The sequence below is a fragment of the Streptomyces solitudinis genome (assembly GCF_036323765.1).
In the GTDB taxonomy this organism is placed as follows: Bacteria; Actinomycetota; Actinomycetes; order Streptomycetales; family Streptomycetaceae; genus Streptomyces.
In genome coordinates this window covers 53,575-77,020 of sequence record NZ_JAZDCW010000007.1, presented here as the reverse complement: position 1 = coordinate 77,020, position 23,446 = coordinate 53,575, and the positions used below count along the sequence as shown (strand labels likewise).

At 74.9% G+C, this 23,446-nt stretch carries 17 protein-coding genes and 1 tRNA gene; 10 read left to right on the top strand and 8 right to left on the bottom strand.

The window, feature by feature from the left end; genetic code table 11:
* Positions 1-11: 11 nt before the first annotated feature.
* The gene (locus V1J52_RS18965) at positions 12-494 is read left to right on the top strand and encodes a GNAT family N-acetyltransferase (RefSeq protein ID WP_330141076.1); all 483 of its coding nucleotides are present in this window, start codon (positions 12-14) and stop codon (positions 492-494) included.
* Positions 495-886: 392 nt separating this feature from the next.
* On the opposite strand, the gene V1J52_RS18960 is transcribed toward V1J52_RS18965, so the two are convergent.
* The 3 genes from V1J52_RS18960 to V1J52_RS18950 form a co-directional block, all read right to left on the bottom strand.
* Positions 887-960, bottom strand: a tRNA-Pro gene (locus tag V1J52_RS18960).
* 71 nt (positions 961-1,031) lie between these two features.
* Positions 1,032-1,961 carry a metallophosphoesterase gene (locus V1J52_RS18955; protein ID WP_330141075.1) on the bottom strand — a complete coding sequence of 310 codons (930 nt, stop codon included), beginning with the start codon at positions 1,959-1,961 and terminating at the stop codon, positions 1,032-1,034.
* A gap of 135 nt (positions 1,962-2,096) precedes the next feature.
* The gene (locus tag V1J52_RS18950) at positions 2,097-2,888 is read right to left on the bottom strand and encodes a 4'-phosphopantetheinyl transferase family protein (RefSeq protein WP_330141074.1); all 792 of its coding nucleotides are present in this window, start codon (positions 2,886-2,888) and stop codon (positions 2,097-2,099) included.
* Positions 2,889-3,427: 539 nt separating this feature from the next.
* Between V1J52_RS18950 and V1J52_RS18945 the strand changes: the two genes are divergently transcribed.
* The 4 genes from V1J52_RS18945 to V1J52_RS18930 all read left to right on the top strand — a co-directional run bounded on the left by V1J52_RS18945 (position 3,428) and on the right by V1J52_RS18930 (position 12,627).
* Positions 3,428-5,383 carry a fatty acyl-AMP ligase gene (locus V1J52_RS18945; protein ID WP_330141073.1) on the top strand — a complete coding sequence of 652 codons (1,956 nt, stop codon included), beginning with the start codon at positions 3,428-3,430 and terminating at the stop codon, positions 5,381-5,383.
* On the top strand, positions 5,380-9,876 hold the full coding sequence (locus V1J52_RS18940; protein WP_330141072.1) for a beta-ketoacyl synthase N-terminal-like domain-containing protein: 4,497 nt from the start codon (positions 5,380-5,382) through the stop codon (positions 9,874-9,876). Before V1J52_RS18945 ends, V1J52_RS18940 begins: the two co-directional genes overlap by 4 nt.
* Positions 9,873-11,465, top strand: a complete 1,593-nt coding sequence (locus V1J52_RS18935; protein ID WP_443075868.1) for an acyl-CoA carboxylase subunit beta — start codon at positions 9,873-9,875, stop codon at positions 11,463-11,465. Before V1J52_RS18940 ends, V1J52_RS18935 begins: the two co-directional genes overlap by 4 nt.
* Before the next feature lie 97 nt (positions 11,466-11,562).
* Complete coding sequence (locus V1J52_RS18930) at positions 11,563-12,627, top strand: alpha/beta hydrolase (RefSeq protein ID WP_330141070.1); 1,065 nt, start codon at positions 11,563-11,565, stop codon at positions 12,625-12,627.
* A gap of 96 nt (positions 12,628-12,723) precedes the next feature.
* Here V1J52_RS18930 and V1J52_RS18925 read toward each other — a convergent pair whose 3' ends face one another.
* Positions 12,724-13,581: a putative protein N(5)-glutamine methyltransferase gene (locus V1J52_RS18925; protein ID WP_443075867.1), complete on the bottom strand. Its 858-nt coding sequence runs from the start codon at positions 13,579-13,581 to the stop codon at positions 12,724-12,726.
* 208 nt (positions 13,582-13,789) lie between these two features.
* On the opposite strand from V1J52_RS18925, the gene V1J52_RS18920 reads away from it, so the two are divergent.
* Positions 13,790-14,248, top strand: coding sequence for a GatB/YqeY domain-containing protein (locus V1J52_RS18920; RefSeq protein ID WP_330141069.1), 459 nt, complete (start codon positions 13,790-13,792; stop codon positions 14,246-14,248).
* Between the two features lie 145 nt (positions 14,249-14,393).
* Here the strand turns inward: V1J52_RS18920 and V1J52_RS18915 are convergent, their stop codons facing one another.
* Complete coding sequence (locus tag V1J52_RS18915; RefSeq protein ID WP_330141068.1) at positions 14,394-16,763, bottom strand: transglycosylase domain-containing protein; 2,370 nt, start codon at positions 16,761-16,763, stop codon at positions 14,394-14,396.
* A gap of 458 nt (positions 16,764-17,221) precedes the next feature.
* Between V1J52_RS18915 and V1J52_RS18910 the strand changes: the two genes are divergently transcribed.
* On the top strand, positions 17,222-17,566 hold the full coding sequence (locus V1J52_RS18910) for a WhiB family transcriptional regulator (protein ID WP_330141067.1): 345 nt from the start codon (positions 17,222-17,224) through the stop codon (positions 17,564-17,566).
* On the opposite strand, the gene bagB is transcribed toward V1J52_RS18910, so the two are convergent.
* Both bagB and bagA read right to left on the bottom strand, forming a co-directional pair.
* Positions 17,512-18,870, bottom strand: a complete 1,359-nt coding sequence (gene bagB, locus V1J52_RS18905) for an ATPase BagB (protein WP_330141066.1) — start codon at positions 18,868-18,870, stop codon at positions 17,512-17,514. The genes V1J52_RS18910 and bagB overlap by 55 nt on opposite strands.
* The gene (gene bagA / locus V1J52_RS18900) at positions 18,867-19,859 is read right to left on the bottom strand and encodes an ATPase BagA (protein WP_330141065.1); all 993 of its coding nucleotides are present in this window, start codon (positions 19,857-19,859) and stop codon (positions 18,867-18,869) included. Before bagA ends, bagB begins: the two co-directional genes overlap by 4 nt.
* A gap of 44 nt (positions 19,860-19,903) precedes the next feature.
* Between bagA and sp36 the strand changes: the two genes are divergently transcribed.
* The 3 genes from sp36 (at position 19,904) to V1J52_RS18885 (ending at position 22,495) form a co-directional block, all read left to right on the top strand.
* Positions 19,904-20,062 (top strand): Sp36 family protein, encoded by a 159-nt coding sequence (gene sp36, locus V1J52_RS18895; protein WP_020129281.1) that lies wholly within the window; start codon positions 19,904-19,906, stop codon positions 20,060-20,062.
* On the top strand, positions 20,059-20,532 hold the full coding sequence (locus V1J52_RS18890) for a RidA family protein (protein ID WP_330141063.1): 474 nt from the start codon (positions 20,059-20,061) through the stop codon (positions 20,530-20,532). The genes sp36 and V1J52_RS18890 overlap by 4 nt, the downstream gene beginning before the upstream one ends.
* A 157-nt stretch (positions 20,533-20,689) precedes the next feature.
* Positions 20,690-22,495, top strand: coding sequence for a S9 family peptidase (locus V1J52_RS18885; protein WP_330141062.1), 1,806 nt, complete (start codon positions 20,690-20,692; stop codon positions 22,493-22,495).
* Here the strand turns inward: V1J52_RS18885 and V1J52_RS18880 are convergent.
* Positions 22,428-23,366 (bottom strand): SURF1 family protein, encoded by a 939-nt coding sequence (locus tag V1J52_RS18880; RefSeq protein WP_330141061.1) that lies wholly within the window; start codon positions 23,364-23,366, stop codon positions 22,428-22,430. The two genes, V1J52_RS18885 and V1J52_RS18880, sit on opposite strands and share 68 nt — an antisense overlap.
* Positions 23,367-23,446: the final 80 nt, after the last annotated feature.

Genomic DNA, 23,446 nt, shown 5'->3' with positions numbered 1-23,446 from the left:
GAGGAGCCGTAGTGAGCGTGCTCGTGCGACGGGCGGTGGCCGCCGACGCCAGGGAACTGGCGCGGATGCGCCAACTTTCGCTGACCTGCCCCGAGGAGCCCTGGACCAGGCCGAGGGACCTGCCGGACGGCCCATGGGTCGAGGAATGCCGGGAGGCGTTCGCCGCGATGCTCGACGACCGGGACACGGTCGCCGCTTTCGTGGTGGACGCCGCTCCAGGCCGTGTGGCGGCCTGTGCGCTGGGGTTCCTTCTTCCCCGGGTCCCGGGCCCCGACAGCAGCAAGCCGTTCAACGGCGACATCAGCACCGTCGCCACCGATCCGGCGTTCCGCAGACGCGGCTACGCGCGGGCGGTGGTGACAGCGCTCATGGACTGGATGACCGTACGCGGCTGCAAGCGCATCAGCCTGACCGCCAGTTCGGAGGGCGAGCCGTTGTACGCGTCGCTCGGGTTCACGACCGATGAGCCACGGATGTCCCGGCCGGCCGAATGAGAGAACGGCACGACCACGACCGGAACACCTCGCTCGACTGGCGCCTGGCTCGCTATGACAGTGGCGCTGCGGACGTTGTCGCCCCGAAGGCCAATCGCAAGCTGCTGGGCGCCGTCGAGTATTTCGGTACGGAACCGTGGCGGTGTTCCACGACTCCCGCCAGCGCAGTCGGGGCGGCCCGCCGCGGCGTTCCTGGTCAGCTACGAGCCTTGGATCCGCGAACGCGCAGGTCCGAAACCGCTTGAACGCCACTCGTCCTGCGGCACTGGAGGCTGCTCCTGGGGGAAGTCGACCAAGATCTTCATCTAGATCTCCCGTGCGACTTCGCCCAGCAACCACTCAGGGGCCCGATCCGCTAAGCGGATCAGGCCCCTGACCTGGTATTTCCTCTGTCGGGGTGGCGGGATTTGAACCCACGACCTCTTCGTCCCGAACGAAGCGCGCTGCCAAGCTGCGCCACACCCCGAAGCAACGGGGACTACTCTAGCCCACCGCCGCGTGGACGCGAAATCCGGTTCCGGGGGTGGTCCGGGGTGGTCAGGCCGGGGGTGGGGTGAGGGTGAGGAGGGTGGCTTCGGGGGGGCAGGCGAAGCGCACGGGGGTGTAGCGGTTGGCGCCGCAGCCGGCGGAGACGTGGAGGTAGGCGCGGTGGCCGGCGGCTTCGTGGGTGGACAGGCCGCTGACCCGGTCGGTGTCGAGGTCGCAGTTGGTGACCAGGGCTCCGTAGAAGGGGATGCGGAGCTGGCCGCCGTGGGTGTGACCGGCCAGGATCAGCGGGTAGCGGTCGGCGGTGAAGGCGTCCAGGACGCGCAGGTAGGGGGCGTGGACGACGGCGAGGGACAGGTCGGCTGCCGGGTCGGGGCCGCCGGCGACCTCGCCGTAGCGGTCGCGCTTGATGTGCGGGTCGTCCAGGCCGGTGAGGGCGATGTCGGCGCTGTCGAGCTTGACGCGTCCGCGCGCGTTGGTGAGGCCCGTCCAGCCGGCCGCGTCGAAGGCGTCGCGCATGCCTTCCCAGGGATTGTGGATGGCGCCGGTGGCCGGGGGGTTGCCGTTGAGCCCGTGGCGTCCGCTGGCCTTCTCCATCAGGTAGCGGGCCGGGTTGCGCAGCTTGGGCCCGTAGTAGTCGTTGGAGCCGAAGACGTAGGCGCCGGGGAAGGCGAGGAGCGGGCCGAGGGCGTCGAGCAGTTCGGGGACGGCCTCGGGGTCCGACAGGTTGTCGCCGGTGTTGATGACGAGGTCGGGGCGGAGCCCGGCGAGGGACTGGAGCCAGCGCCGCTTCCGGTTCTGTCCGCTGACCAGGTGGATGTCCGAGACCTGGAGGACCCGCAGGGGCCGCATGCCGGGGGGCAGGACGGGGACGGTGACCCTCCGCAGCCGGAAGGCGCGGGGTTCCACGACCGCCGCGTAGCCGACACAGGCCGCGCCGAACGCGGCCATGCCCAGGGGTACTCCGTATCGCGCACGCATCCGACCATGGTCGCAGAACGGTGCCCGGTGCACACCGGCGCGGGCCCCCGGGACGGGCGGGACGGGACGGGCGGCGTGCCCGGCCGCACCGGTCAGCGCAGGGACGTCAGCGCAGGGACGTCACGTACGCGGACGTCAGGGTGCGGCGACGGCTACGGCGCCGCCGTAGCCGTCGGGGACGCGGACGTCGGTGACCGTCCAGCCGGGCAGGGCGGGCGGGACGGGCCCGGTGCCGACGTAGTCGTCGGACGGGTTGCGGGCGAGGCCGATGCCGAGGCCCTTGAGGTACGCCTCCTTGCGGGTCCACACGCGGGTGAACGCCTCGGGCCTGCGGGCGGGCGGCAGCGCGCGCAGTTCGTCCGCCTCCTCGGGGTGGAGGGTGCGCAGGACGTCGGTGACGACGTCGGGTGCGGGGAGGGCTTCGACGTCGACGCCGACGGGGGTCGCGGCGAAGGCGAGCAGGGCGATGCCATCGCTGTGCGAGAGGGAGAAGTGCAGCGGGGCGCCGGCCGCGGCGGGGCGTCCGTGCGGCTGCCCGCAGCCGGGGCAGGGCAGGCGCTGGAGGCGGATCCCGGCGGGGTCGCGGTCGAGGTAGCGGCCGAGGAGACGGCGCAGGGCGACGTGGGCGGTGACGTAGAGGTCGCGGTCGGCGGGGCGGCGGAAGGACGCGGCGCGGTCCCGTTCGGCGCCGTCGAGCAGCGCGGGGGCGAGCCGGTGGGCGAGCCGGCGGTGCTCCGCGACGCGGACGAGCCACAGCCGGGGCGGGCCGTCGGCCGGTCCGAGGGTCAACGGGCCTGCCTGCGCGGCCGGTTCGTCGAAGGGGCCGCCCACGGGGCTGCCGGGCAGGCCGTCGGGCAGGCCGTCGGCCGGTTCGCCGGACAGGCCGTCGGCGGCGGGGCCGCCGGAGAGTTCGTCGGGCTCGTACACGGGCACCTCCCCGCAGGGATGGTACGGCCCGGGCGCGGGGGTGGTCGCGGCGCCCTGACCGGGCGCCGCGACCGTTCCGCCCCCCACCGGCGGTTCATCGGGCGGGCCGGTTTCCCCGGAAGGAGTGCTCACTTTCCGATGAAAAAGCCCGCACATTTATTGCCGGAATACCCGCGGGGAGGGCTGGCAACCGCTCCCCGCGGGATGCGTGAAACGGCCATGCATTCCGGCACAAGGCGTTACTCCCGAGCGGAGGGAAGCCGTTGTTACTCGCCGGTTGCAGGAGGTTAACCACACGGGGCCGCCGGGCGCAACGGCCGCAAGCCACCGGACGTTTCCGCAGGCAGGACGGGTGGAAAACTTGTCATCTGGCGCACAGGAACGCCTGCGGGACACTCACCGGAACCACAGCGGAATAGATGTGGGCACGCTCGTTATCCGGCGCACGATTCACCGTTGACATCCCCTTGAGGCGCTCCAATACTGAGCCGTCCGGCTTCGATCGCATTCCCCCCGTGCTGTTTCATCGGCGCCCGGCCATGAGCATTGGAGAGCACCGCATGGTCACCCCCACCGCAACGAGTACGGCGCGCTCCCGCGTTCCCGCGCAGACCACGGCCCCCAGCACGCTCGACGGCTGTCTGCGCCACTGGGCCGCGGCCCGCCCCGACGCGCCTGCCCTGACGTTCGTCGACTTCACACGGTCCGCCCGCGGCACCGCCACCACGTGGACGTTCGCCCGGCTGGAGGAGCGTACGGAGGCGGTGGCCGCGTGGCTGCGCGAGCGGGTGCGGCCGGGTGAACGGGTCGCGGTGCTGGCGCCGCAGGGCACCGGGTACGTGGTCGGCTTCCTGGCCGCGCAGCGTGCCGGTGCCATCGCGGTGCCGCTGTTCCCGCCGGGGCAGTCCGGTCACGGGGACCGCCTCGCCGCCACTCTTCCCGACTGCGCTCCGGCGGCCGTGCTGACGACGGGTGCGCACCTCGACGCCGTGCACGCCCTGCTGGACGCCCTGGTCCCCGCACCACCGCTGTCCACCGTCCCGGAGTCCCCCGTCGCGGAGCCCGCTGCCCCGCGGTCCACCGTCCCGGGGCCCGTCACGCCCGCCGGCCGGCCGCATGTCGTGGACGTGGACGCCCTGGAGGGCGCCCTCGACGCCTCCGGAGCCCCCGTCCCGCAGGTTCCCGGGCACGGCGCCGTGCCGCAGGACATCGCCTACCTCCAGTACAGCTCCGGTTCCACCCGCTCCCCGGCCGGTGCGATGATCAGCCACTCCAACGTGCTGGCCAACGCCCGTCAGGTGCAGGCCGCCTACGGCTGCGGGCCCGGCGACGACGCGGTCATGGTGAGCTGGCTGCCGCTGTTCCACGACATGGGGCTGATGCTGGGGGTGGCCACGCCGCTCGTCGCGGGTCTGCACGCGGTGCTGATGGACCCGGCGGCGTTCCTGGGCCGCCCGGCGCGCTGGCTGCGGATGCTGTCGACCTACCCGCGCGCCGTCACCGCCGCGCCCAACTTCGCCTACGACTTCGCCGCCGCCCGGGTCTCCCGGGAGGAGCGGGACTGGTTGCGGCTCGACAGCGTCAAGGCGCTGATCAACGGTGCGGAGCCGGTGCAGGCCGGGACGATCGGGCGTTTCCACGCGGCCTTCGCCGAGTGCGGGCTGCGTCCCGAGGCGCACCGGCCGTCCTACGGGCTGGCCGAGGCGACGGTCCTGGTCTCGGCCAGCCGGGCGGGCGCCCCGCCGCGCACCACCGCGTTCGACCGGGACGCCCTGGCCGAGGGGACGGCGAAGCCGCCCGCCACGCCGTCCGCGTCCGTCACGACGCTCGTCTCGTGCGGCACGGCGGTGGACCAGGAACTGCGGGTCGTCGATCCGCAGTCCTGCGTTCCGCTGCCGGACGGCACGGTCGGCGAACTCTGGCTGCGCGGCCCGAACGTCTCGCGCGGCTACTGGAACGCCGACGAGGAGGGCCGCCGCACGTTCAGCGGCACGCTGCCGGCGGACGCGCCGGGGGACGGCCGCTGGCTGCGCACCGGGGACCTCGGCGTGGTGCACGGCGGCGAGGTCTACGTCACCGGGCGCATGAAGGACCTGGTCATCGTCGGGGGCCGCAACCACTATCCGCAGGACATCGAGCTGACGGCGGAGGAGGCCCACCCGTCGGTCCGGCCGCACCACGTGGCCGCGTTCTCCGTCGCAGCGGACGACGCCGCGCCGCCGCACGCCGCCGGACAGCCGGAGGGGGACGCGGGCGAGCGGCTCGTCGTGCTGGCCGAGCGCACCCGGCAGGCCGTCGAGGACCGCACCGAGGACGCCTCCGAGGTGGCCGCCGCCATCCGCACCGCCGTGTCGGCGCGGCACGGGGTGGCCGTCCACGACGTGGTGCTGCTGCGGCCGGGGCAGGTGCCGCGGACGTCCAGCGGGAAGGTCGCCAGGGCGGCGGCCCGCACCGGCTACCTGGGCGGCGCGTTCGGCTCCGGAGCCGTGCGGTGACCGGCCGGCAGCCGCCCGAGGCGGCGGCCCTGCGCCGGTGGCTGGTGGGCCGGGTGGCCGCGCTGGCGGGCGTGGACGAACGGCTGGTGGACGTGGCGGCGCCGCTCAGCGAGCTGGGCCTGTCGTCGCTCCAGACCACCACCCTGACCGCGCAGCTCTCCGAACGGGTGGGCCGCGCGGTGCCGGAGAACCTGGCCTGGGAGCGTCCCACGATCGCGTCCCTCGTGGAGCGGCTGACGCAGGGCGAACCCGCCGCCGTCACCCCCGGGGCCGACGGGACGGCCGCCGCCGTGCCGATCGCGGTGGTGGGCGTCGGCTGCCGCTTCCCCGGCGCGGAGGGCCCCGCCGCGTTCTGGCGGCTGCTGGACGAGGGCCGGGACGCGGTCGGCGAGGTGCCGCCCGAGCGCTGGGCCGGGTACGCGCACGGCGACCCGGCCGCCGAACGGGTGCTGGCCGGGGTGCCGCGCCGGGCGGGCGTCCTCGGGGACGTGGCCGGGTTCGACGCCGAGTTCTTCGGCATCACCCCGCGCGAGGCGGCGCTCATGGACCCGCAGCAGCGCATCCTGCTGGAGGTCGTCACGGCGGCGCTGGAGCACGCCGGGCTGCCGCCGCAGTCGCTGCGGGGCAGCCAGACGGGGGTGTTCGTCGGCGCGTCCGCCGCCGAGTACGCGCAGCTGACGACCCGGGAGCTGACCGCGATCCAGGAGTGGACCGCGACGGGCGCCGCGCCCAGCGTGCTCGCCAACCGGCTGTCGTACGTGCTCGACCTGCGCGGGCCGTCCATGGCCGTGGACACGGCCTGCTCCTCGTCGCTCGTCGCGGTGCACCTGGCGTGCCGCAGCCTCGCCGACCGCGAGTCGGACTGCGCGGTCGCCGCCGGGGTCAACCTGTTGCTGACGCCCGCGGTGTCCGCCAACTTCGAGCTGGCGGGTGCCCTGTCGTCCGACGGGCACTGCAAGGCGTTCGACGCGTCCGCCGACGGCATCGTGCGCGGCGAGGGCTGCGGGGTGGTGGTGCTCAAGCGGCTGTCGGACGCGCGCCGCGACGGTTCGCGCGTGCTGGCCGTCATCCGGGGCTCGGTCACCAACTCCGACGGGCGCTCCAACGGGCTGATGGCGCCGAACCCGTCCGCGCAGCGCGACCTGCTGGCCCGCGCCTGCGCCCGCGCCGACGTCGACGGCACCGCCGTGGACTACGTCGAGGCGCACGGCACCGGCACGCCGCTGGGCGACCCGATCGAGGCGGACGCGCTCGGCACGGTGCTGGGCCGCGGGCGGGAGCCGGAGCGGCCGTTGCTGCTCGGCTCGGTGAAGACGAACCTGGGCCACCTGGAGGCGGCGGCCGGGGTGGCGGGGCTGCTCAAGGTCGTGCTGTCCATGGTGCACGGGCGCATCCCGCCGAGCCTGCACTTCCGCGAGGCCAACCCCCGGCTGCACCTGGAGCGGGACCGGCTGCGGGTGGTCACCGGCGCGACGCCGTGGCCGCGTTATTCGGGACGGGCGGTGGCCGGGGTCTCCGGCTTCGGCTTCGGCGGCACGAACGCGCACGTGGTGCTGGAGGAGTGGCCGCAGCACCGGCCCGCCGATCCGCCGCAGGACGCCGGCGGGCCGGCGCCCGTGCACGTCCTCGCGCTGTCCGACGCGGACCCCGTCCGGGTGCGCGCCTACGCCGCCCGGCTGGCCGACGCGCTGGCCGCGCCGGACGCGCCGGACCCGGCCGACGTCGCCCACACCCTGGCCCTGCGGCGCGACCGGCTGCCGTGCCGGGCCGCGGTCGTCGGCGCCGGGCGCGCGGAGCTGGCGGCCGGGCTGCGGGAGCTGGCGGCGGGCGGGCGGTCCACCGTGCGCTCGACGGCCGCCGCGCAGGGCGTGGTGTGGGTGTTCCCGGGCTTCGGCTCGCAGTACCCCGGCATGGCGCAGCGCCTGCTCGACGCCGATCCCGTCTTCGCCGACGCCGTGCGGGAGCTGGACGCGGCCTTCGCCGAGGAGGCCGGGATGACCCTGACCGACGCGCTGCGGGGCGTGGACGAGACCACCGACATCCTGCGCGACCAGCTCGCCCTGTTCGGCGTCCAGGTGGCGCTCGCCTCGCGGTGGCGCGCGGCGGGCGTCGAACCCGCCGCCGTCATCGGGCACTCGATGGGCGAGGCCGCGGCGGCGGTGGCCGCCGGCGCGCTCGACGTGCGCGACGGGCTGCGCGTCATGGCGGTGCGCGCCCGGCTGCTGGCCGGGGCCAACACGGCGGGCGGCGGGGCGATGGCCGTGGTGGAGCTGTCCCCGGCGGAACTGGCGGAGCTGGTCGCCGAGTCCGGCGAGCGGCTCGCCGGGGTGACGGTCGCGGTGTACGCGGCGCCGCAGCAGCTCACCGTCACCGGGCCCGGCGTGCAGGTGGCCGAGCTGGTGCGGCGGACCGAGCGGGCCGGGCGCATGGCCAAGGCCCTGCGGGTGAGCGCGGCGGGGCACTCGCGCTCCGTCGATCCGCTGCTGGAGGAGCTGCGGGCCGAGCTCACGACGCTGGTGCCGAGCGTGCCGAAGGTCGCGTGGTACAGCACGGTCAGCGAGGACCCGCGGGAGGTCCCGGCGTTCGACGCGGCGTACTGGGCGGCGAACCTGCGCCGTCCGGTGCGGTTCACCGCGGCGGTGGGTGCGGCGGCCCACGACGGCCACCAGGCGTTCCTGGAGCTGTCCCCGAACCCGGTGCTCGCGGGCCCCCTGGAGGCGACGCTGCGGGCGGAGGGCGTGCGGGACCCGCTGGTCGCCGGCACGCTGCGGCGCAGGCAGGAGGACGTGACGGCCTTCCACACCCAGCTGGCCGAACTGCACCTGCACGGGCATCCCGCCCTGCTCGCGGAGCGCTACCGGTCCGGACGGCTGGTGGACCTGCCGCAGCGGGTGTGGCAGCACCGCAGGTACTGGTTCGGCGAAGCCCCCGACGCCGCCGCAGGGGACACGGCGGCGTCGGGTCCCGTCCCCCGCGGCACCGGTGGCGTGCCCGGAGCCCCCGGCGGCTCCGGAGCCCCTGACGGCTGGGGCGGCCCGGAGGTGCTGCGCGGCATGGAGCCGGGACGGGCGCGGGCGGCGGTCGCCGCGCGGCTGCGGTCCCGGCTGGCGGAGATCACCGGCCACCCCCCGCAGAGCCTGACCGGGGACCGGCCGCTGACCGCGCTCGGCCTGGACTCGCTCATGGCCCAGCGCACCCGCAACGCCATGGAGCAGGACTTCGGCGTGCGGCTGCCGCTCACCCCGCTGCTGCGCGGCGCGGGCCTGGACGACGTGGAGGGGTTCCTCGCCAGGGAACTGCGCCTGGACGCCGCGGCGCCGCCCGCCGCCGGGGAGCAGGCCGCCGGTCCCGGGCCCGCGCAGGGGAGCCCCGCGCCGCACGCGCCCGCGCCGCCCCCGGGGCACGTCGGTCCACGCGATCCGGCCGAACGCCTGGTGGCGCGAGTCTGGCGGCAGGTGCTGGACACCGGGCAGGTCAGCGTCGCGGACGACTTCTTCGCCCTCGGCGGCGACGCGGCCCGCGCCGCGCGCCTGACCGGGCTCCTCGCCGCCGAACTGGGCCGCCCGCTGGACGCCGGAGCCCTGCTGGCCCGGCCCACCGTGCAGGCCATGGCGGACGTCATCCGCCCGTACGTGGAGACGGCCGGCGCCTCCGCCGGCGGCGTCCTGCACGTCCTGCGCGCGGCCCCGCACCCCGGGGAGGGGCCGCACCCGAAGCCGCTGTTCCTCTTCCACCCGGCCGGCGGGCCGGCCAGCGTGTACCGCCCCCTGGTCGGCCGCCTCTCCACCGCCGTCGCCTGCTACGGCCTGGAACGGCTCGCCGGCACCCCGGCCGTCGAGGAGAAGGCGGCGCACTACGCGCGGGTGCTGCGCGAGCGGCAGCCGGAGGGGCCGTACCGGCTCGGCGGCTGGTCCTTCGGCGGCCTCCTCGCCTTCGAGACGGCCCGGCAGCTCACGGCCGACGGGCACCGGGTGGACCTCGTCGCCATGATCGACTGCATCCTGCCGCTGACGGAGGACGCGTCGGGGCGGCGGCACGATCCGACGGCCCGGCACCAGCGGTTCGTCGAGCACATCGAGCGGACCTACGGCACCCCGCTGGACGTGCCGTGGCCGCGGCTGGCCGAGCGGGACGCGGGCGACCAGATGCGGCTGCTGGTGGAGCTGCTGCGCCAGGCCGGCCTGGGCATCGGCGAGGCGGCCCTGCACCACCAGTACACCTCCGCCGTGGACACCCAGGCGGCCGAGCGCTACCGCCCGGAGAGCTACGACGGGCCGGTCGTGCTGTACCGGGCCGCCGAGCCGCACGCGCTCACCGTCAGCCTCGACCCGCGCTACCTGCGCACCGACCACGCGCTCGGCTGGGCGGAGTTCTGCACCGACCTCACGGTGGTGGACGTGCCCGGGGACCACGTCTCCGTCATCGACCCGCCGCACATCGACGTCATCGCGGCCCACCTGGACGCCGCGCTCACCTCCGAAGGAGGCCGGTGACCTTGCGGAGCAGCACCGGTACCCACGACATCCCCACACCACGGCAGCGGCTCGCCGACTGGGCGCGCCGCGAGGACGAGGCCGTGCGCCAGGGCGACGCGCGCGCGGCGGCCCGGCAGCACCGCAAGGGCAAGCTCACCGCCCGGCAGCGCGTCGACCTGCTCGTGGACCCCGGCTCGTTCGCCGAGACCGACCAGCTCGCCCGCCACCCCTCGGCCGGTTACCGCTCCGAGGAGGAGCAGCCGTACGGGGACGGGGTGGTCACCGGCCACGCGACCGTGGACGGCCGCCCGGTGTGCCTGTTCTCGCAGGACTTCACCGTGTTCGGCGGCAGCATGGGCGAGGCGTTCGGGCAGAAGGTCCTCAAGATCATGGACCTGGCGACGCGCATCGGCTGCCCGGTCATCGGGATCAACGACTCGGGCGGCGCCCGCATCCAGGAGGGCGTCGTCTCGCTCGCCTACTACGCGGAACTCGCCCGCCGCAACGCCAACGCCTCCGGCGTGGTGCCGCAGATCTCGGTCGTCATGGGCCCGTGCGCGGGCGGCGCCGTCTACACCCCGGCGCTGACCGACTTCACCGTCATGGTGAACGGCATCTCGCACATGTTCGTCACCGGGCCCGACGTGGTGCGCACGGTCACCGGCGAGGAGACCACCTTCGACGAGCTGGGCGGCCCCGACCTCAACAGCCGGGTGACCGGCAACGTCCACCACCTCGCCGGGGACGAGGAGGAGGCGCTCGGCTGGGTGCGCGACCTCCTGGGCTACCTGCCCGGCAACAACCTGGAGCCGCCGCCGCGCACCGACCCGGCGGCGGCCGGGGAGCCGGACGGCACGCCGCTGGACACCATCGTGCCGGAGGCCCTGAACCGGGGTTACGACATGCGTGACGTCATCCGCCGGGTCGTGGACGACTTCGAACTCCTCGAAGTGCAGCCGCTGTTCGCGCCCAACATGATCTGCGGCTTCGCCCGGGTGGAGGGCGGCCCCGTCGGCGTCGTCGCCAACCAGCCGCTGCACCAGGCGGGCACGATCGACATCGACGCCTCCGAGAAGGCCGCCCGCTTCGTGCGGTTCTGCGACGCGTTCAACGTTCCGGTCCTCACCTTCGCCGACGTGCCCGGGTACCTGCCGGGGCTGGAGCAGGAGCGCGGGGGCATCATCCGGCGCGGCGCCAAGCTGCTGTACGCGTACTCCGAGGCGACGGTGCCGACGGTGACGGTCGTCGTGCGCAAGGCGTACGGCGGCGGCTACGCCGTGATGGGTTCCAAGCACCTGGGCTGTGACGTCAACCTGGCCTGGCCCACCGCGCAGATCGCGGTGATGGGCGCGGCCGGGGCGGTGAGCCTGCTGCACCGCAGGGAGCTGGCGGCGCTGCCCGCACCGGCCCGCGACGAGCTGCGGCACAAGCTCGTCGCCGAGTACGAGCGGACGATGGCCACCCCCTACGTGGCCGCCGAGCGCGGCTACGTCGACGCGGTCATCCGGCCCTCCCAGACCCGGCTGCACGTCGCCCGCGCCCTGCGCGTGCTCGGCAACAAGCGTTCCGCGCCCCCCGCCAGGAAGCACGGCAACATGCCGCTCTGACCGGGTGGCGCGCACCGGAGCACCCCCTTCGAAGCCCACCCGGCTTGGAAGCGCACCCCCTTTCATAGCCCACCCGCGATGCGAGAAGGCGCAGCCCATGAGGTCACTTCAGGCACTCAGCCCGTTCCGGGCCGGACGCGGCCGTCCGCGGCGCTCCCCCGGCCGGAGGCGCACGGCCGTCCTGCTCACCACCCTCGCGGCGCTGACCGCGACCGCCACCGCGAGCCCGGCCACCGCAGCCGTCCCGGCCTGGCCGTGGGACCCCGGCGACGGCGGAACGGACACCGGCGGCATCGAGGTCGTCGAGGAGCGGCGGGTGAGCGACCGCGTCCTGGACCTCACCGTCGACTCCCCCGCGCTCGGCTTCGAGGCACACGTGCGGCTGCTGCTGCCCGAGGGCTGGTCCCGGGACGCCGACCGCACCTGGCCGGCGCTGTTCCTGCTGCACGGCCCGGACGAGGCCGAGTACCGGTCCTGGACCCAGTACACCGACGTCGAGGGCTTCCTCGCCGACAAGGACGTCATCACCGTCCTGCCCAGCGGCGGTCAGGCGGGGTTCTACTCGGACTGGTGGAACTTCGGCCTCGGCGGGCCCGGCTGGGAGACGTTCCACACCGAGGAGCTGACCGGGCTCCTGGAGGAGTACCGCGCGGGCGAGGACCGCGCGGTGGCCGGGATCTCCCTGGGCGGCTTCGGCGCGATGAAGTACGCGGCCCTGCACGACGGCGTGTTCGGCGCCGCCGCCTCCTACAGCGGCCTGCTGCACACCACGATGCCGGGCATCTTCACGGTGGTCACCGGCATCCTCGTCCGGGAGGGCAGCAACCCGCTCGGGCTCTGGGGCGACAAGTGGCTGTTCCGCAGCCGCTGGAGCGCCAACAACCCCTACGACCAGGCGGGCGGGCTGAACGACGTGGCCCTGTACGTCTCCAACGGCAACGGGCTGCCCGGCCCGGGAGACCCGCCCGAGCAGGGCGTCGACGCGCTGGAGATCGCCACCCGCACCACCTCCGAGGCGTTCGTCGCCCGGCTGGACCGCCTGGGCATCGACGTCACGGAGCACATGTACCGGGGCAGCCTGCACGGCTGGCACCACTGGGAGCGCGAGTTCCGCACGTCCTGGCCCGTGCTGGCCAAGGGGCTCGGCATCCCCGCCGGGTGAGCCGCGCCCCGCGTCCCCGGGCCGGTCCTTCCCCGCCGGCCCCCGGCCGGCGCGTCCCGCCGCCCCGACCGGCTCCGGGGCGGCGGGACGTGCTGCTCAACGGGCCGCGCGCCTGCCGGTGACGACGGTGGCCTCCAGGCCGGGGTCGGCCGCCACCCGGGGGACGAGGCCGTGCCGGGCGAAGGCCGCCGCCGTCCGCGCGGCCTGCCGCTCGCCCGTCTCCACCAGCAGGCACCCGCCCGGCGCGAGCCAGTGCCGGGCGTCGGCGATCACCCGCCGCTGCACGTCCAGCCCGTCCGCGCCGCCGTCCAGCGCCACCCGGGGTTCGTGGACCCGCGCCTCGGCGGGCAGCAGCCCGAGCGCGTCCGTCGGCACGTAGGGCGCGTTGGCCAGCAGCACCCGGACCCGCCCGCGCAGCGCGTCGGGCAGCGGCTCGTACAGATCGCCCCGGAAGACGCGTCCGCCGTGCCCGGCGACGTTGCGGCGGGCGCAGCGCACCGCCGCGGGTTCCACGTCGCAGGCGTACAGCGCGACCGGTCCCGCGGCCGCCGCGACGGCCGCGCCCACCGCTCCGGAGCCGCAGCACAGGTCCACGACCACGTCCCCCGGCGCGGCCAGTTCCGCGGCCCGGCGCACCAGGAACTCGGTGCGGCGCCGGGGCACGAACACCCCGGTGTCCACGGCGATCCGCAGTCCGCAGAACTCGGCCCAGCCGACGACGTGCTCCAGCGGCAGCCCGGCGACGCGCCGTTCCACGAGGGCGTCCAGCTCGGCGGCGTCCCGCGCGGCGGCGGCCAGCAGCCGCGCCTCGTCCTCGGCGAACACGCACCCGGCGGCCCGCAGCCGGGGAACGACGAGCGCCGCGCCCGCACCGCGGGATACGGCGGACGAGGGAGCGGAGGGGGAAGAGGGAGGGGAACACGAGGGGGAGGCGGGGGAGGGGGACACGCTCATGGGGACCTTCCGACACGACGAAGGGCACCCTCACGGCCGCCTACACGGCGGCGGCCACACCACCACGGGGCGGGAGCACCCGGCCTGGCACAGCGGTAATGGGTCTCACCTCCCGGCTTCCGTCCACTGCTGGAGCCGCCACCCTACCGGAGCCCTCCGGCCCGCGACGGGCGCGCGGCCGGGGCCGCGTTGCTGGCAGACTGACGCCATGACCACGCTCAAGGCCCGGCTCCAGGACGACCTGACCGCAGCGATGAAGGAACGCGACGCGCTGCGCTCCGCCACCCTCCGGATGGCCCTCACCGAGATCACCAAGGAGGAGGTCTCGGGCAAGAGCGCCCGCGAGCTGTCCGACGACGAGGTGACGAAGGTGCTGGCGCGCGAGGCGAAGAAGCGCCGGGAGGCCGCCGAAGCCTTCGAGCAGGGCGGCCGTGCGGAGCAGGCCCGCAAGGAGCGGGACGAGGGCGAGGTAATCGCTGCCTACCTGCCCGCGCAGCTCGGTGACGCGGAGCTTCGGGCCCTCGTCGCCGAGGCCGTCGCGGAGACGGGCGCCGAGGGGCCGAAGGCGATGGGCGCCGTCATGAAGGCGGTGGGCCCGAAGGTCGCGGGCCGCGCGGAGGGCGGACGGGTGGCGGCCGCGGTGAAGCGCGCGCTGACCGGCGGCTGACGGTCGTCCGGCCCGCCAGCGGTCCGGTCCACGACGCGGCGAAGGGGCGCCCCCGGCGGGGGCGCCCCTTCGTCACGTGCTCGTCCGCCGCGTCCGGCCGCCTGGCCCGAAGGCCGGGGCGGCCGGGCCCGGGAACGCCAGGCGGCTATCCGGCGGGTGGCGGGAAGCCCGGTTCGCCGCCGGGTCCGTCGGTGCCGCCGCCGTCGCCGAACCAGTCACCGGGGCCGGAGGGGCCGCCGCCGGGGCCGCCCGCCTCGTTCCCGCCGTCGGAGGCGCCGCCAGCCGCCGGGTTCCAGTCGAAGCCGGGGAACTCGGGCCGCCCGGCCGGGCGGTCGCCGCCGGGACGGCCGTCGTCCCGGTCGCCGCCGTTCCCGCCGCCGTCACCCGAGTCACCGCCGCCGTCGGAGTCACCGCCGTCGCCGTCGCCCTCGCCTTCCTCGTCCCGGCCGCGCGGCACGTCCACCTCGTTGAACGGCGTGCCCTCGACGCCCTGCAGCGCGCCGGTCATCGCCTCGCGCCAGATCGGTCCGGGCAGGCAGCCGCCGCAGACCTTCGCGTAGTAGGTGCCGCCGATGGTGATGTCGAACATCTTGGGCTGCACCGAGCCGTCGCCGCCGACCCACACGGCCGTGGAGAGGTCCGGGGTGTAGCCGACGAACCACGCCTGCTTGCGGCCGTCGGTGGTGCCGGTCTTGCCCGCGTTGGGCCGGTCCGACAGCCCCGCCGAGGTGCCGGTGCCGTCCTCGACGACGCCTTCCAGGATCTGGTTGACGGTGTCGGCGGTCTTCTCGGACATCGCGCGCTCGCAGTTCGGCCCGGCGGGCTTGAGCTTCTTGCCCTCCGCGTCGGTGACCGACTCGATCGCCATGGGCTCGCAGTAGACGCCCCGGGCGCCGAAGGTGGCGTAGGCGGCGGCCATCGTGAGCGGGCTGCTCTCCAGCGAGCCGAGCGCCATGGACGGCACGACCTTCAGCGGCTTGCCCGTGCCGAGCCGGACGCCCATGTCCTTGGCCATCTTGGCCGTGGCGCACAGGCCCGTCTTGCTCAGCAGGTCCACCGAGTAGGTGTTGATGGACTTGCCGAGCGCGCTGGTCATGTCCCAGGTGCCGGTCTCGCTCTTCAGCTCGTTCGGCACCTCGTACGGCTTGTCGCCGTACGGGGTGCCGTCGCAGGTGAGGAAGTCCTTCTCCTGGAAGGTGTGCGTGTGGTCGCTGGTGAACGTCTCGGCCGGGCTGACGCCCTTCTCCAGGGCGGCGGCGGCGACGATCGGCTTGAACGTGGAGCCGACCTGGAAGCCGTAGGTGGAGCCGCCCATGGGGCTGTCGACGGAGAGGTTGATCATCGTCTGGTGCTCGTCGGCCACCGTCCCGTACGGGCGGGACTGGGCCATCGCCGTGATCCGGCCGGTGCCCGGCTCGACGGAGACGACGGCGGCCGCCACCTTGTCGTCCTCGTTCACCTTGCTGACGGCCGCGTCGGTGGCGGCCTGCTGGGCCTGGGGCGAGAGCGTGGTGCGGATGGTCAGGCCGCCGTGGTCCCAGCGGGCCCGGCGCTCCTTGTCGGTCTTGCCGAACGCCGGGTTGGCCAGGAACGCCTTCTCGACGTAGTCGCAGAAGAAGCCCGCCTTCATCGTGGCCGTGATGCAGCCCTCGCGGGCGCTGTTCACCTTCAGCCCGAGCGGCTTCTTCTGGGCCGCCTCGGCCTGCTGCTCGGTGATGTCGCCGACGTCGGCCATCCGGTCCAGGACGATGTTGCGCCGCTTCGTCGCGGACTCGGGCCGCTCGACCGGGTCGTAGGCGTAGGGCGACTGCACGATCCCCGCGAGGACGGCGGCCTCGTGCAGTTGCAGGTCCTTCGCGGACTTGGAGAAGTAGCGCTGGGCGGCGGCCTCGACGCCGTACGCCTGCTGGGAGAAGTACGTGATGTTGAGGTAGTTCTCCAGGATCTGGTCCTTGGTCAGCTCCTGCTCCAGCGCGATCGCGTACTTCAGCTCCATGATCTTGCGCCCGTACGTCTGGCGGGTGGCGTACTCGAACGCCTCCTCCTCGTTGCCCGCCTCCTCCACGAAGACGTTCTTGACGTACTGCTGGGTGAGCGTGGACGCGCCCTGGGTGATCTCGCCCTCCTGGGCGTTGCGGTTCAGCGCCCGCAGCACGCCCTTGGGGTCGACGGCGCCGTGCTCGTAGAAGCGGGCGTCCTCGATGGCCACGATCGCCTTGCGCATCCACGGGGACACCGCGTCGAGCGGGACGACGACGCGGTTGCGCGAGTAGACGTCGGCGATCAGCCCGCCCTCGGCGTCGAGGATCTGCGTCTTCTGGCTCAGCGGGGGACGCTTGAGGTCGATGGGCAGTTCCTCGAAGCCCTCAGCCGTCTCCTTCGCCGCCAGGCCCATGATTCCGGCGGCCGGGAGCGCCAGCCCGGCCATCACGGCGCCGGCGAGCACGCTGACGCCGAGGAACTTGGCCGCCTGCTGCGTCGCGGAGAGCCCACCGCCCGAGCGTTTGTTTGCCATAGGCGCCAGGGTAGCCCGCCCGTTCGCCTGGCCCGAGCCCCGGACGGCGTGCCGGATTCACCCTGGCGTGCGGTGGTTCAACTGGGGGGCGAAGGCGGGGGAGCCGAACACATGTTGGGCAAAAACCGCACATCCGGGCAGGCATTCGGTTACAGTACCGCTACCTGAGCCGCCCGTAACGCCGGGAATGTCACTCTTGTAGGTGATGAGGACCGTCCCGAAATGGCGGAATATGCCAACCGACTGACCGCGTCCACCGCCGGACAGCGGCCCGACGTGGCGTCACTCCGTTGGGTGATGCCCCGCGCACGCATAGTCCGTTCGGACCATTCAAGATTGGGCCGGTCGGGGGTGTTGCCGTCTGCTCGCCTTCCGTAACGTCCTCAACCGGCGACGGCGCATATGCCGCTTCTTTCGCCGTGGGGGAGCCTCGAATTTCGGGAGAGGACGGCACCAGCATGAGCAGCTGGGCAACCGACTGGAGTACGCAGGCCGCCTGCCGTACGACTGATCCGGATGAACTGTTCGTACAGGGAGCGGCCCAGAACCGGGCCAAGGCGGTGTGCACCGGCTGCCCGGTACGCACCGAGTGCCTGGCCGACGCCCTGGACAACCGCGTGGAGTTCGGCGTGTGGGGCGGCATGACCGAGCGGGAACGCCGGGCGCTGCTGCGCAGGCGCCCCACCGTCACCTCGTGGCGCCGCCTCCTGGAGACGGCCCGGGAGGAGTACGAGTCCTTCGGGGGCGGCTACGCCGACGTCCCCCCGGAGGTGTCCGCCGCCGTGCCGGTCGCCGCCGGCTGACCGGCCCCGGCCGCACGCGGCTGCACGGCGAGCCGTTCCCCGACGTCGCGCAGCCCGCCGAGGTCGTGGACGTCGCCGGGCAGCGCGGGCACCTCGGCCACCGGTACCTCGGGGTGCAGCGCGGCGAACCGGTCCCGCACCCGGCACTCGCGGGCGATCACCCGCATCCGTTCCGCGTGCAGCCGCAGCAGCCCGGCGGCGAGCGCCGCCGCCTCCGGCACGGGGGAACGCGTCCCCTCCGGACCACCGCCGTCCCCGGCCGCCCCCGCGTCGTGCTCCGGCTCCGTCCCGTCCTCCGGCCTCGGCTCGTCCTCCGGCACCGCCTCGTGCTCCGGTTCCTCCAGCGCCTCCGCCGCCGCCAGCGCCCGCTCCGCGCCGAGCTGCGCGGCCTCGCTGCCGTGCACCCGGTTCAGCACGAGACCGGCCAGCGGCATGCGGTCGGCCGCCAGCCGCTCCACGAAGTACGCCGCCTCCCGCAGCGCGTCCCGCTCGGGCGCGGCCACGACGAGGAACGCCGTGCCCGGGTCCTGGAGCAGCCGGTAGGTGGCGTCCGCCCGGGTACGGAAGCCGCCGAACATCGTGTCCATGGCGGCGACGAACGTCTGCACGTCGCGCAGCATGCCGGTGCCCAGCAGCTTGCCCAGCGCACCGGTGACCATCGAGACGCCCGTCATGCCGAGGCTGAACATCCGCATCCCCGCCCGGCCCCCGGCCTTCGCGGGCGCGGCCAGCAGCCGGATGAACCGGCCGTCGAGGAACGAGCCGAGACGGGCCGGGGCGTCCAGGAAGTCCAGGGCCGAACGGCTGGGCGGGGTGTCGACGATGACCAGGTCCCACTCGTCCCGGGCGCTGAGCTGCCCGAGCTTCTCCATCGCCATGTACTCCTGCGTGCCCGCGAACCCGGCCGACAGCGACTGGTAGAAGGGGTTGGACAGGATCGCGCGGGCCCGCTCCGCGTCCGCGTGGGCCTCCACGATCTCGTCGAAGGTCCGCTTCATGTCGAGCATCATGGCGTCCAGCGAGCCGCCCGCCGCCGTGTCGACGCCCGGCACCCGGCGCGGGGTGTTGTCCAGCTCGGTCAGGCCCATCGACTGGGCCAGCCGCCGGGCCGGGTCGATGGTCAGCACGACCACCCGGCGTCCGCGCTCGGCGGCGCGCACCCCGAGCGCCGCCGCCGACGTCGTCTTGCCCACGCCGCCCGCGCCGCAGCACACGACGATGCGCGTGGCCGGGTCGTCCAGCAGCGGGTCCGTCCGGAGGACGGGCACGGCCTGCCACGCGGCCTGCTCCCCGGTCCGGTTCACGCGGCGGCTCCTTCACGGTCGGCCCCCTGGGCGCGCAGGGCGCGGGCCAGTTCGTAGAGCCCGGCCAGGTCCACGCCGTCCCACAGCAGGGGCAGCTCCCAGGTGGGCAGCTCCAGCGCGGCGACCTCGGCGCGCCGCTCGTGCTCCAGGGCGAGGCGCCCGGTGTGCTCGCGCGCCTGCTCCAGCAGCGGGCCGACGAGCCGCTGGGCCTTGCCGCCGCGCCGCGCCCCGCCGAGCCCGGCGGCGGCGAGCTGCCCGGCCAGCTCGCCGCGCAGGCCCTCGGCGGCCCGGACGGCGTCCTCGGCCAGCACGGCGGGACGGACGAGGTTGACGACCGCCGCTCCCACCGGCAGGCCGGCGGCCCGCAGTTCGGCGACGCCGTCCACCGTCTCCTGCACCGGCATCTCCTCCAGCAGCGTCACCACGTGCACGGCCGTCTCCGGGGACTTGAGGACCCGCATCACCGCCTGGGCCTGGTTGTACACGGGGCCGACCCGGGCGAGCCCGGCCACCTCGTCGTTGACGTTGAGGAACCGGGTGATGCGCCCGGTGGGCGGCGCGTCCATGACGACGGCGTCGTAGGCGAAGGCGCCGGAGCGGTCCCTGCGGCGCACGGCCTCGCACGCCTTGCCGGTCAGCAGCACGTCCCGCACGCCGGGCGCGATCGTCGTGGCGAAGTCGATGGCGCCGATGCGCGCCAGCGCGCGGCCCGCGCCGCCCAGCTTGTAGAACATCTGGAGGTAGTCCAGGAGCGCCCGTTCGGCGTCGATGGCCAGCGCGTGCACCTCTCCCCCGCCGGGCGCGACGGCGATCCTGCGCTCCTCGTAGGGCAGCGCCTCGGTCTCGAAGACCTGGGCGATCCCCTGCCGCCCCTCCACCTCCACGAGGAGCGTGCGCCGTCCGGCCGTGGCCAGCGCGAGCGCGAGTGCGGCGGCGACCGTCGTCTTGCCGGTGCCGCCCTTGCCGGTGACCACATGCAGCCTGCTCACCCTGCGAGCCTAACCAGGGAGCCGGAGCTACTACCCTCAGCCCCATGACGAAGTGGGAATACGCGACCGTGCCGCTCCTCGTGCACGCGACCAAGCAGATCCTGGACACCTGGGGCGAGGACGGCTGGGAGCTCGTCCAGGTCGTACCCGGGCCGAACAACCCCGAGCAGCTCGTGGCCTACCTCAAGCGGGCCAAGGCGTGAGCGCCCCCTCCCGGGTCGAGGCCAGGCTCGCGGAGCTGGGCCTGCGGCTGCCCGAGGTGGTGGCGCCGCTGGCGGCGTACGTGCCCGCCGTGCGGTCGGGGCGCCACGTCTACACCTCCGGCCAGGTGCCCCTGGTGGACGGCGCCCTGCCCGCGAGCGGCAAGGTGGGCAGCGAGGTCTCCCCCGAGCAGGCCAAGGAACTGGCGGGGGTCTGCGCGCTGAACGCGCTGGCGGCGGTCAAGTCGGAGATCGGCGACCTGGACCGCATCGTGCGCGTCGTGAAGGTCGTCGGGTTCGTGGCCTCCGCGCCGCACTTCACCGGGCAGCCGGGCGTCGTCAACGGCGCGAGCGAACTGCTCGCGGAGGTGCTGGGCGAGCGCGGTGTGCACGCGCGCAGCGCGGTCGGCGTCGCGGCCCTGCCGATCGACGCGCCGGTCGAGGTGGAGATCCAGGTCGAGGTCTCCGACTGACCCCGCGGGCCCGCCCGGCGCCCGCCCGGCGTGCGGGCGCCGGGCGGGCCGCCCGCAGGGGCCCGGGGCGGTGCGGGGGCCGCGCGGGCCGTGCGGGGAGGCGCCGGAGTGCCACGGCGCCGACCGGGCGCACCGGCGCATCGGGTTTCATGGAGGCATGACTGACACGACGCACATGCCGGACTGGGAGAAGCGGTTCCGGGCGCCCCGCGTGGGGCTGCCGGAGTGGGCCGAGGACGCCCCCGACCGCTCGCTGTTCGTGTCGAACGCGACCGGCACCTACGAGCTGTACGCCTGGGACCGGGCCACCGGGGAGCAGCGGCAGGTCACCGACCGGCCCAACGGCACCACCGACGGCGTCCTCAGCCCGGACGGCCAGTGGATCTGGTGGTTCTCCGACACCGACGGCGACGAGTTCGGCGTCTGGATGCGGCAGCCCTTCGCCGGGCCCGCGGGCGCCGACGAGGCGGCCGTGCCGGGGCTCGCGCCCGCGTACTCCGCGGGGCTCGCGCTCGGGCGTGACGGCACCGCCGTCGTCGGCAGCTCCACCGACACCGACGGCACCACCGTGCACGTCGTGCCGCCCGGCGGCGAGCCGGTGGAGATCTACCGGCACCGCGAGTCGGCGGGCGTGGGCGACCTGAGCCACGACGGCGGCCTGATCGTCATCGAGCACACCGAGCACGGCGACGCCATGCACGCGGCGCTGCGCGTGGTGCGCCCGGACGGGACGACGGTGGCCGAGCTGGACGACACCGAGGGCGGCACGAGGGAACTGGGCCTGAGCGTGCTCGGGTTCGCGCCCGCCGCCGGGGACACCCGGCTGCTGGTGGGCCACCAGCGGCGCGGGCGCTGGGAGCCGATGGTCTGGGACCCGGTCACCGGCGAGACGAGCGAACCGGCCATCGGCCTGCCGGGGGACGTGTCCGCCGAGTGGTACCCGGACGGCGGTGCCCTCCTCGTCGTGCACAGCCACCACGCCCGCAGCGAGCTGTGGCGCCACGACCTCGCGGACGGCACGCTCACCCGTGTCGAGACGCCGCCGGGGACGGTGTCGGGCGCGACGGCCCGGCCGGACGGCAGCGTGGAGTACCTGTGGTCCTCCGCCGCCGAGCCGCCCGCCGTGCGTTCGACGCGCGGCGGCGTGGTGCTCGACCCGCCGGGTCCGGCGGCGCCGGGTTCGCTGCCGGTGGAGGACGTGTGGGTGGACGGCCCCGGCGGGCCGGTGCACGCCCTGGTCCAGCGCCCGGAGGGGCCGGGCCCGTTCCCGGCCGTCTTCGAGGTCCACGGCGGCCCGACCTGGCACGACAGCGACGCCTTCGCCGCGCAGCCGGCCGCCTGGCTCGACCACGGCTTCGCCGTCGTGCGGGTCAACTACCGGGGCTCCACCGGCTACGGACGGGCCTGGACGGACGCGCTCAAGCACCGGGTGGGCCTCATCGAGCTGGAGGACATCGCGGCGGTGCGGGCGTGGGCCGTGGAGTCGGGCGTCGCGGACCCGGAGCGGCTGGTGCTCGCCGGCGGCTCCTGGGGCGGCTACCTGACGCTGCTGGGCCTGGGCACGCAGCCGGACGCGTGGGCGCTGGGCATCGCGGCGGTCCCGGTGGCCGACTACGTCACCGCCTACGCGGACGAGATGGAGGCGCTCAAGGCGCTGGACCGCACGCTGCTGGGCGGCACGCCCGAGGAGGTGCCGGAGCGGTACCGGGCGTCGTCGCCGCTGACGTACGTGGACGAGGTGCGGGCGCCGGTGTACGTCTCGGCGGGCGTCAACGACCCGCGCTGCCCGATCCGGCAGGTGGAGAACTACATCGAGGCGCTGGAGCGGCGCGGCCACCCGCACGAGGTGTACCGGTACGACGCCGGGCACGGCTCGCTGGTGGTGGAGGAGCGGATCAAGCAGGTCGCTCTGGAGCTGGGGTTCGCCCTGCGTCACCTGGGCCTGGAACCGCCGCGGCCGTGACGCCGCCTCCGGCCCGCTCCGGGGCTGCCGCCTCCGGTGCTGCCGGCTCCGGGGCCTCCCGCTCCGGAGCGGCAGCCTCCGGGGCGGCCGGATGCCGTACGGCGGCGGGGCCCGCGTCGTCGGGCGGCAGGCCGAGCGCGGCGTCGCGGGCCACCTCCACCTCGCGGCGCAGGAAGCGGAACCACATGAAGACCGCGAAACCGGCGAAGACGAACCACTCGGCGGTGTAGCCGAGGTTCTGGAACGCCTTCATGTCCAGCCCGCTGCCCCGCGCGGCGGCGGGCGGGACGGGCGTCAGCGGCCCCTCGGCGTCCTGCACCGTGATCCAGGCGTCGTACACCCGGTGCGGCACGACGTTGATGAGCGAGGCGGCGCTGATCGCGCCGAGCTGCCCCTCGGGCAGGCCGACGGGGCCGCCGGACTCGGACGCCTGGAGCGCGCCGGTGACCCGCACCTGGCCGGACGGGGGCGCGGGCACCCGGGCCGGGTCCGGGTCGCCGGGCAGCCAGCCGCGTACGACGGGCAGCACCCGGCCGTCGTCCCCGGCGGTGTGCAGCAGGCCCAGCACGTAGAAGCCGCGCTCGTCGTCCAGCGTGCGGTCGGGCACGAGGAACTGGTGCCCGGTGTCGAAGCGGCCGTGCGCGGCGGCCATCCGCCCGGACGTCTCCCGGTCGACGGGCAGCAGCGAGTCCAGCGGTTCGGGCTCCTGCCGGGCGGCCCGCTCGGCGAGCCGCTCGTTCTCCTGGTGGCTGTCCACCCGGTCCTCGAAGCGGCTGAGCTGCCAGCTCCCCATGAAGAGGCAGAACGGCACCGACAGCACGAGGAAGACGTTGAGCGCCCACCAGCGGGGGGTCAGCAGGAACCGGTACACACCCCAACGGTACGGGCACCGGGCCGGTGCGCCGGACCCGCCCCCGCCGGCGCGCCCGCCCGCGAGGCGGCGCGGAGACG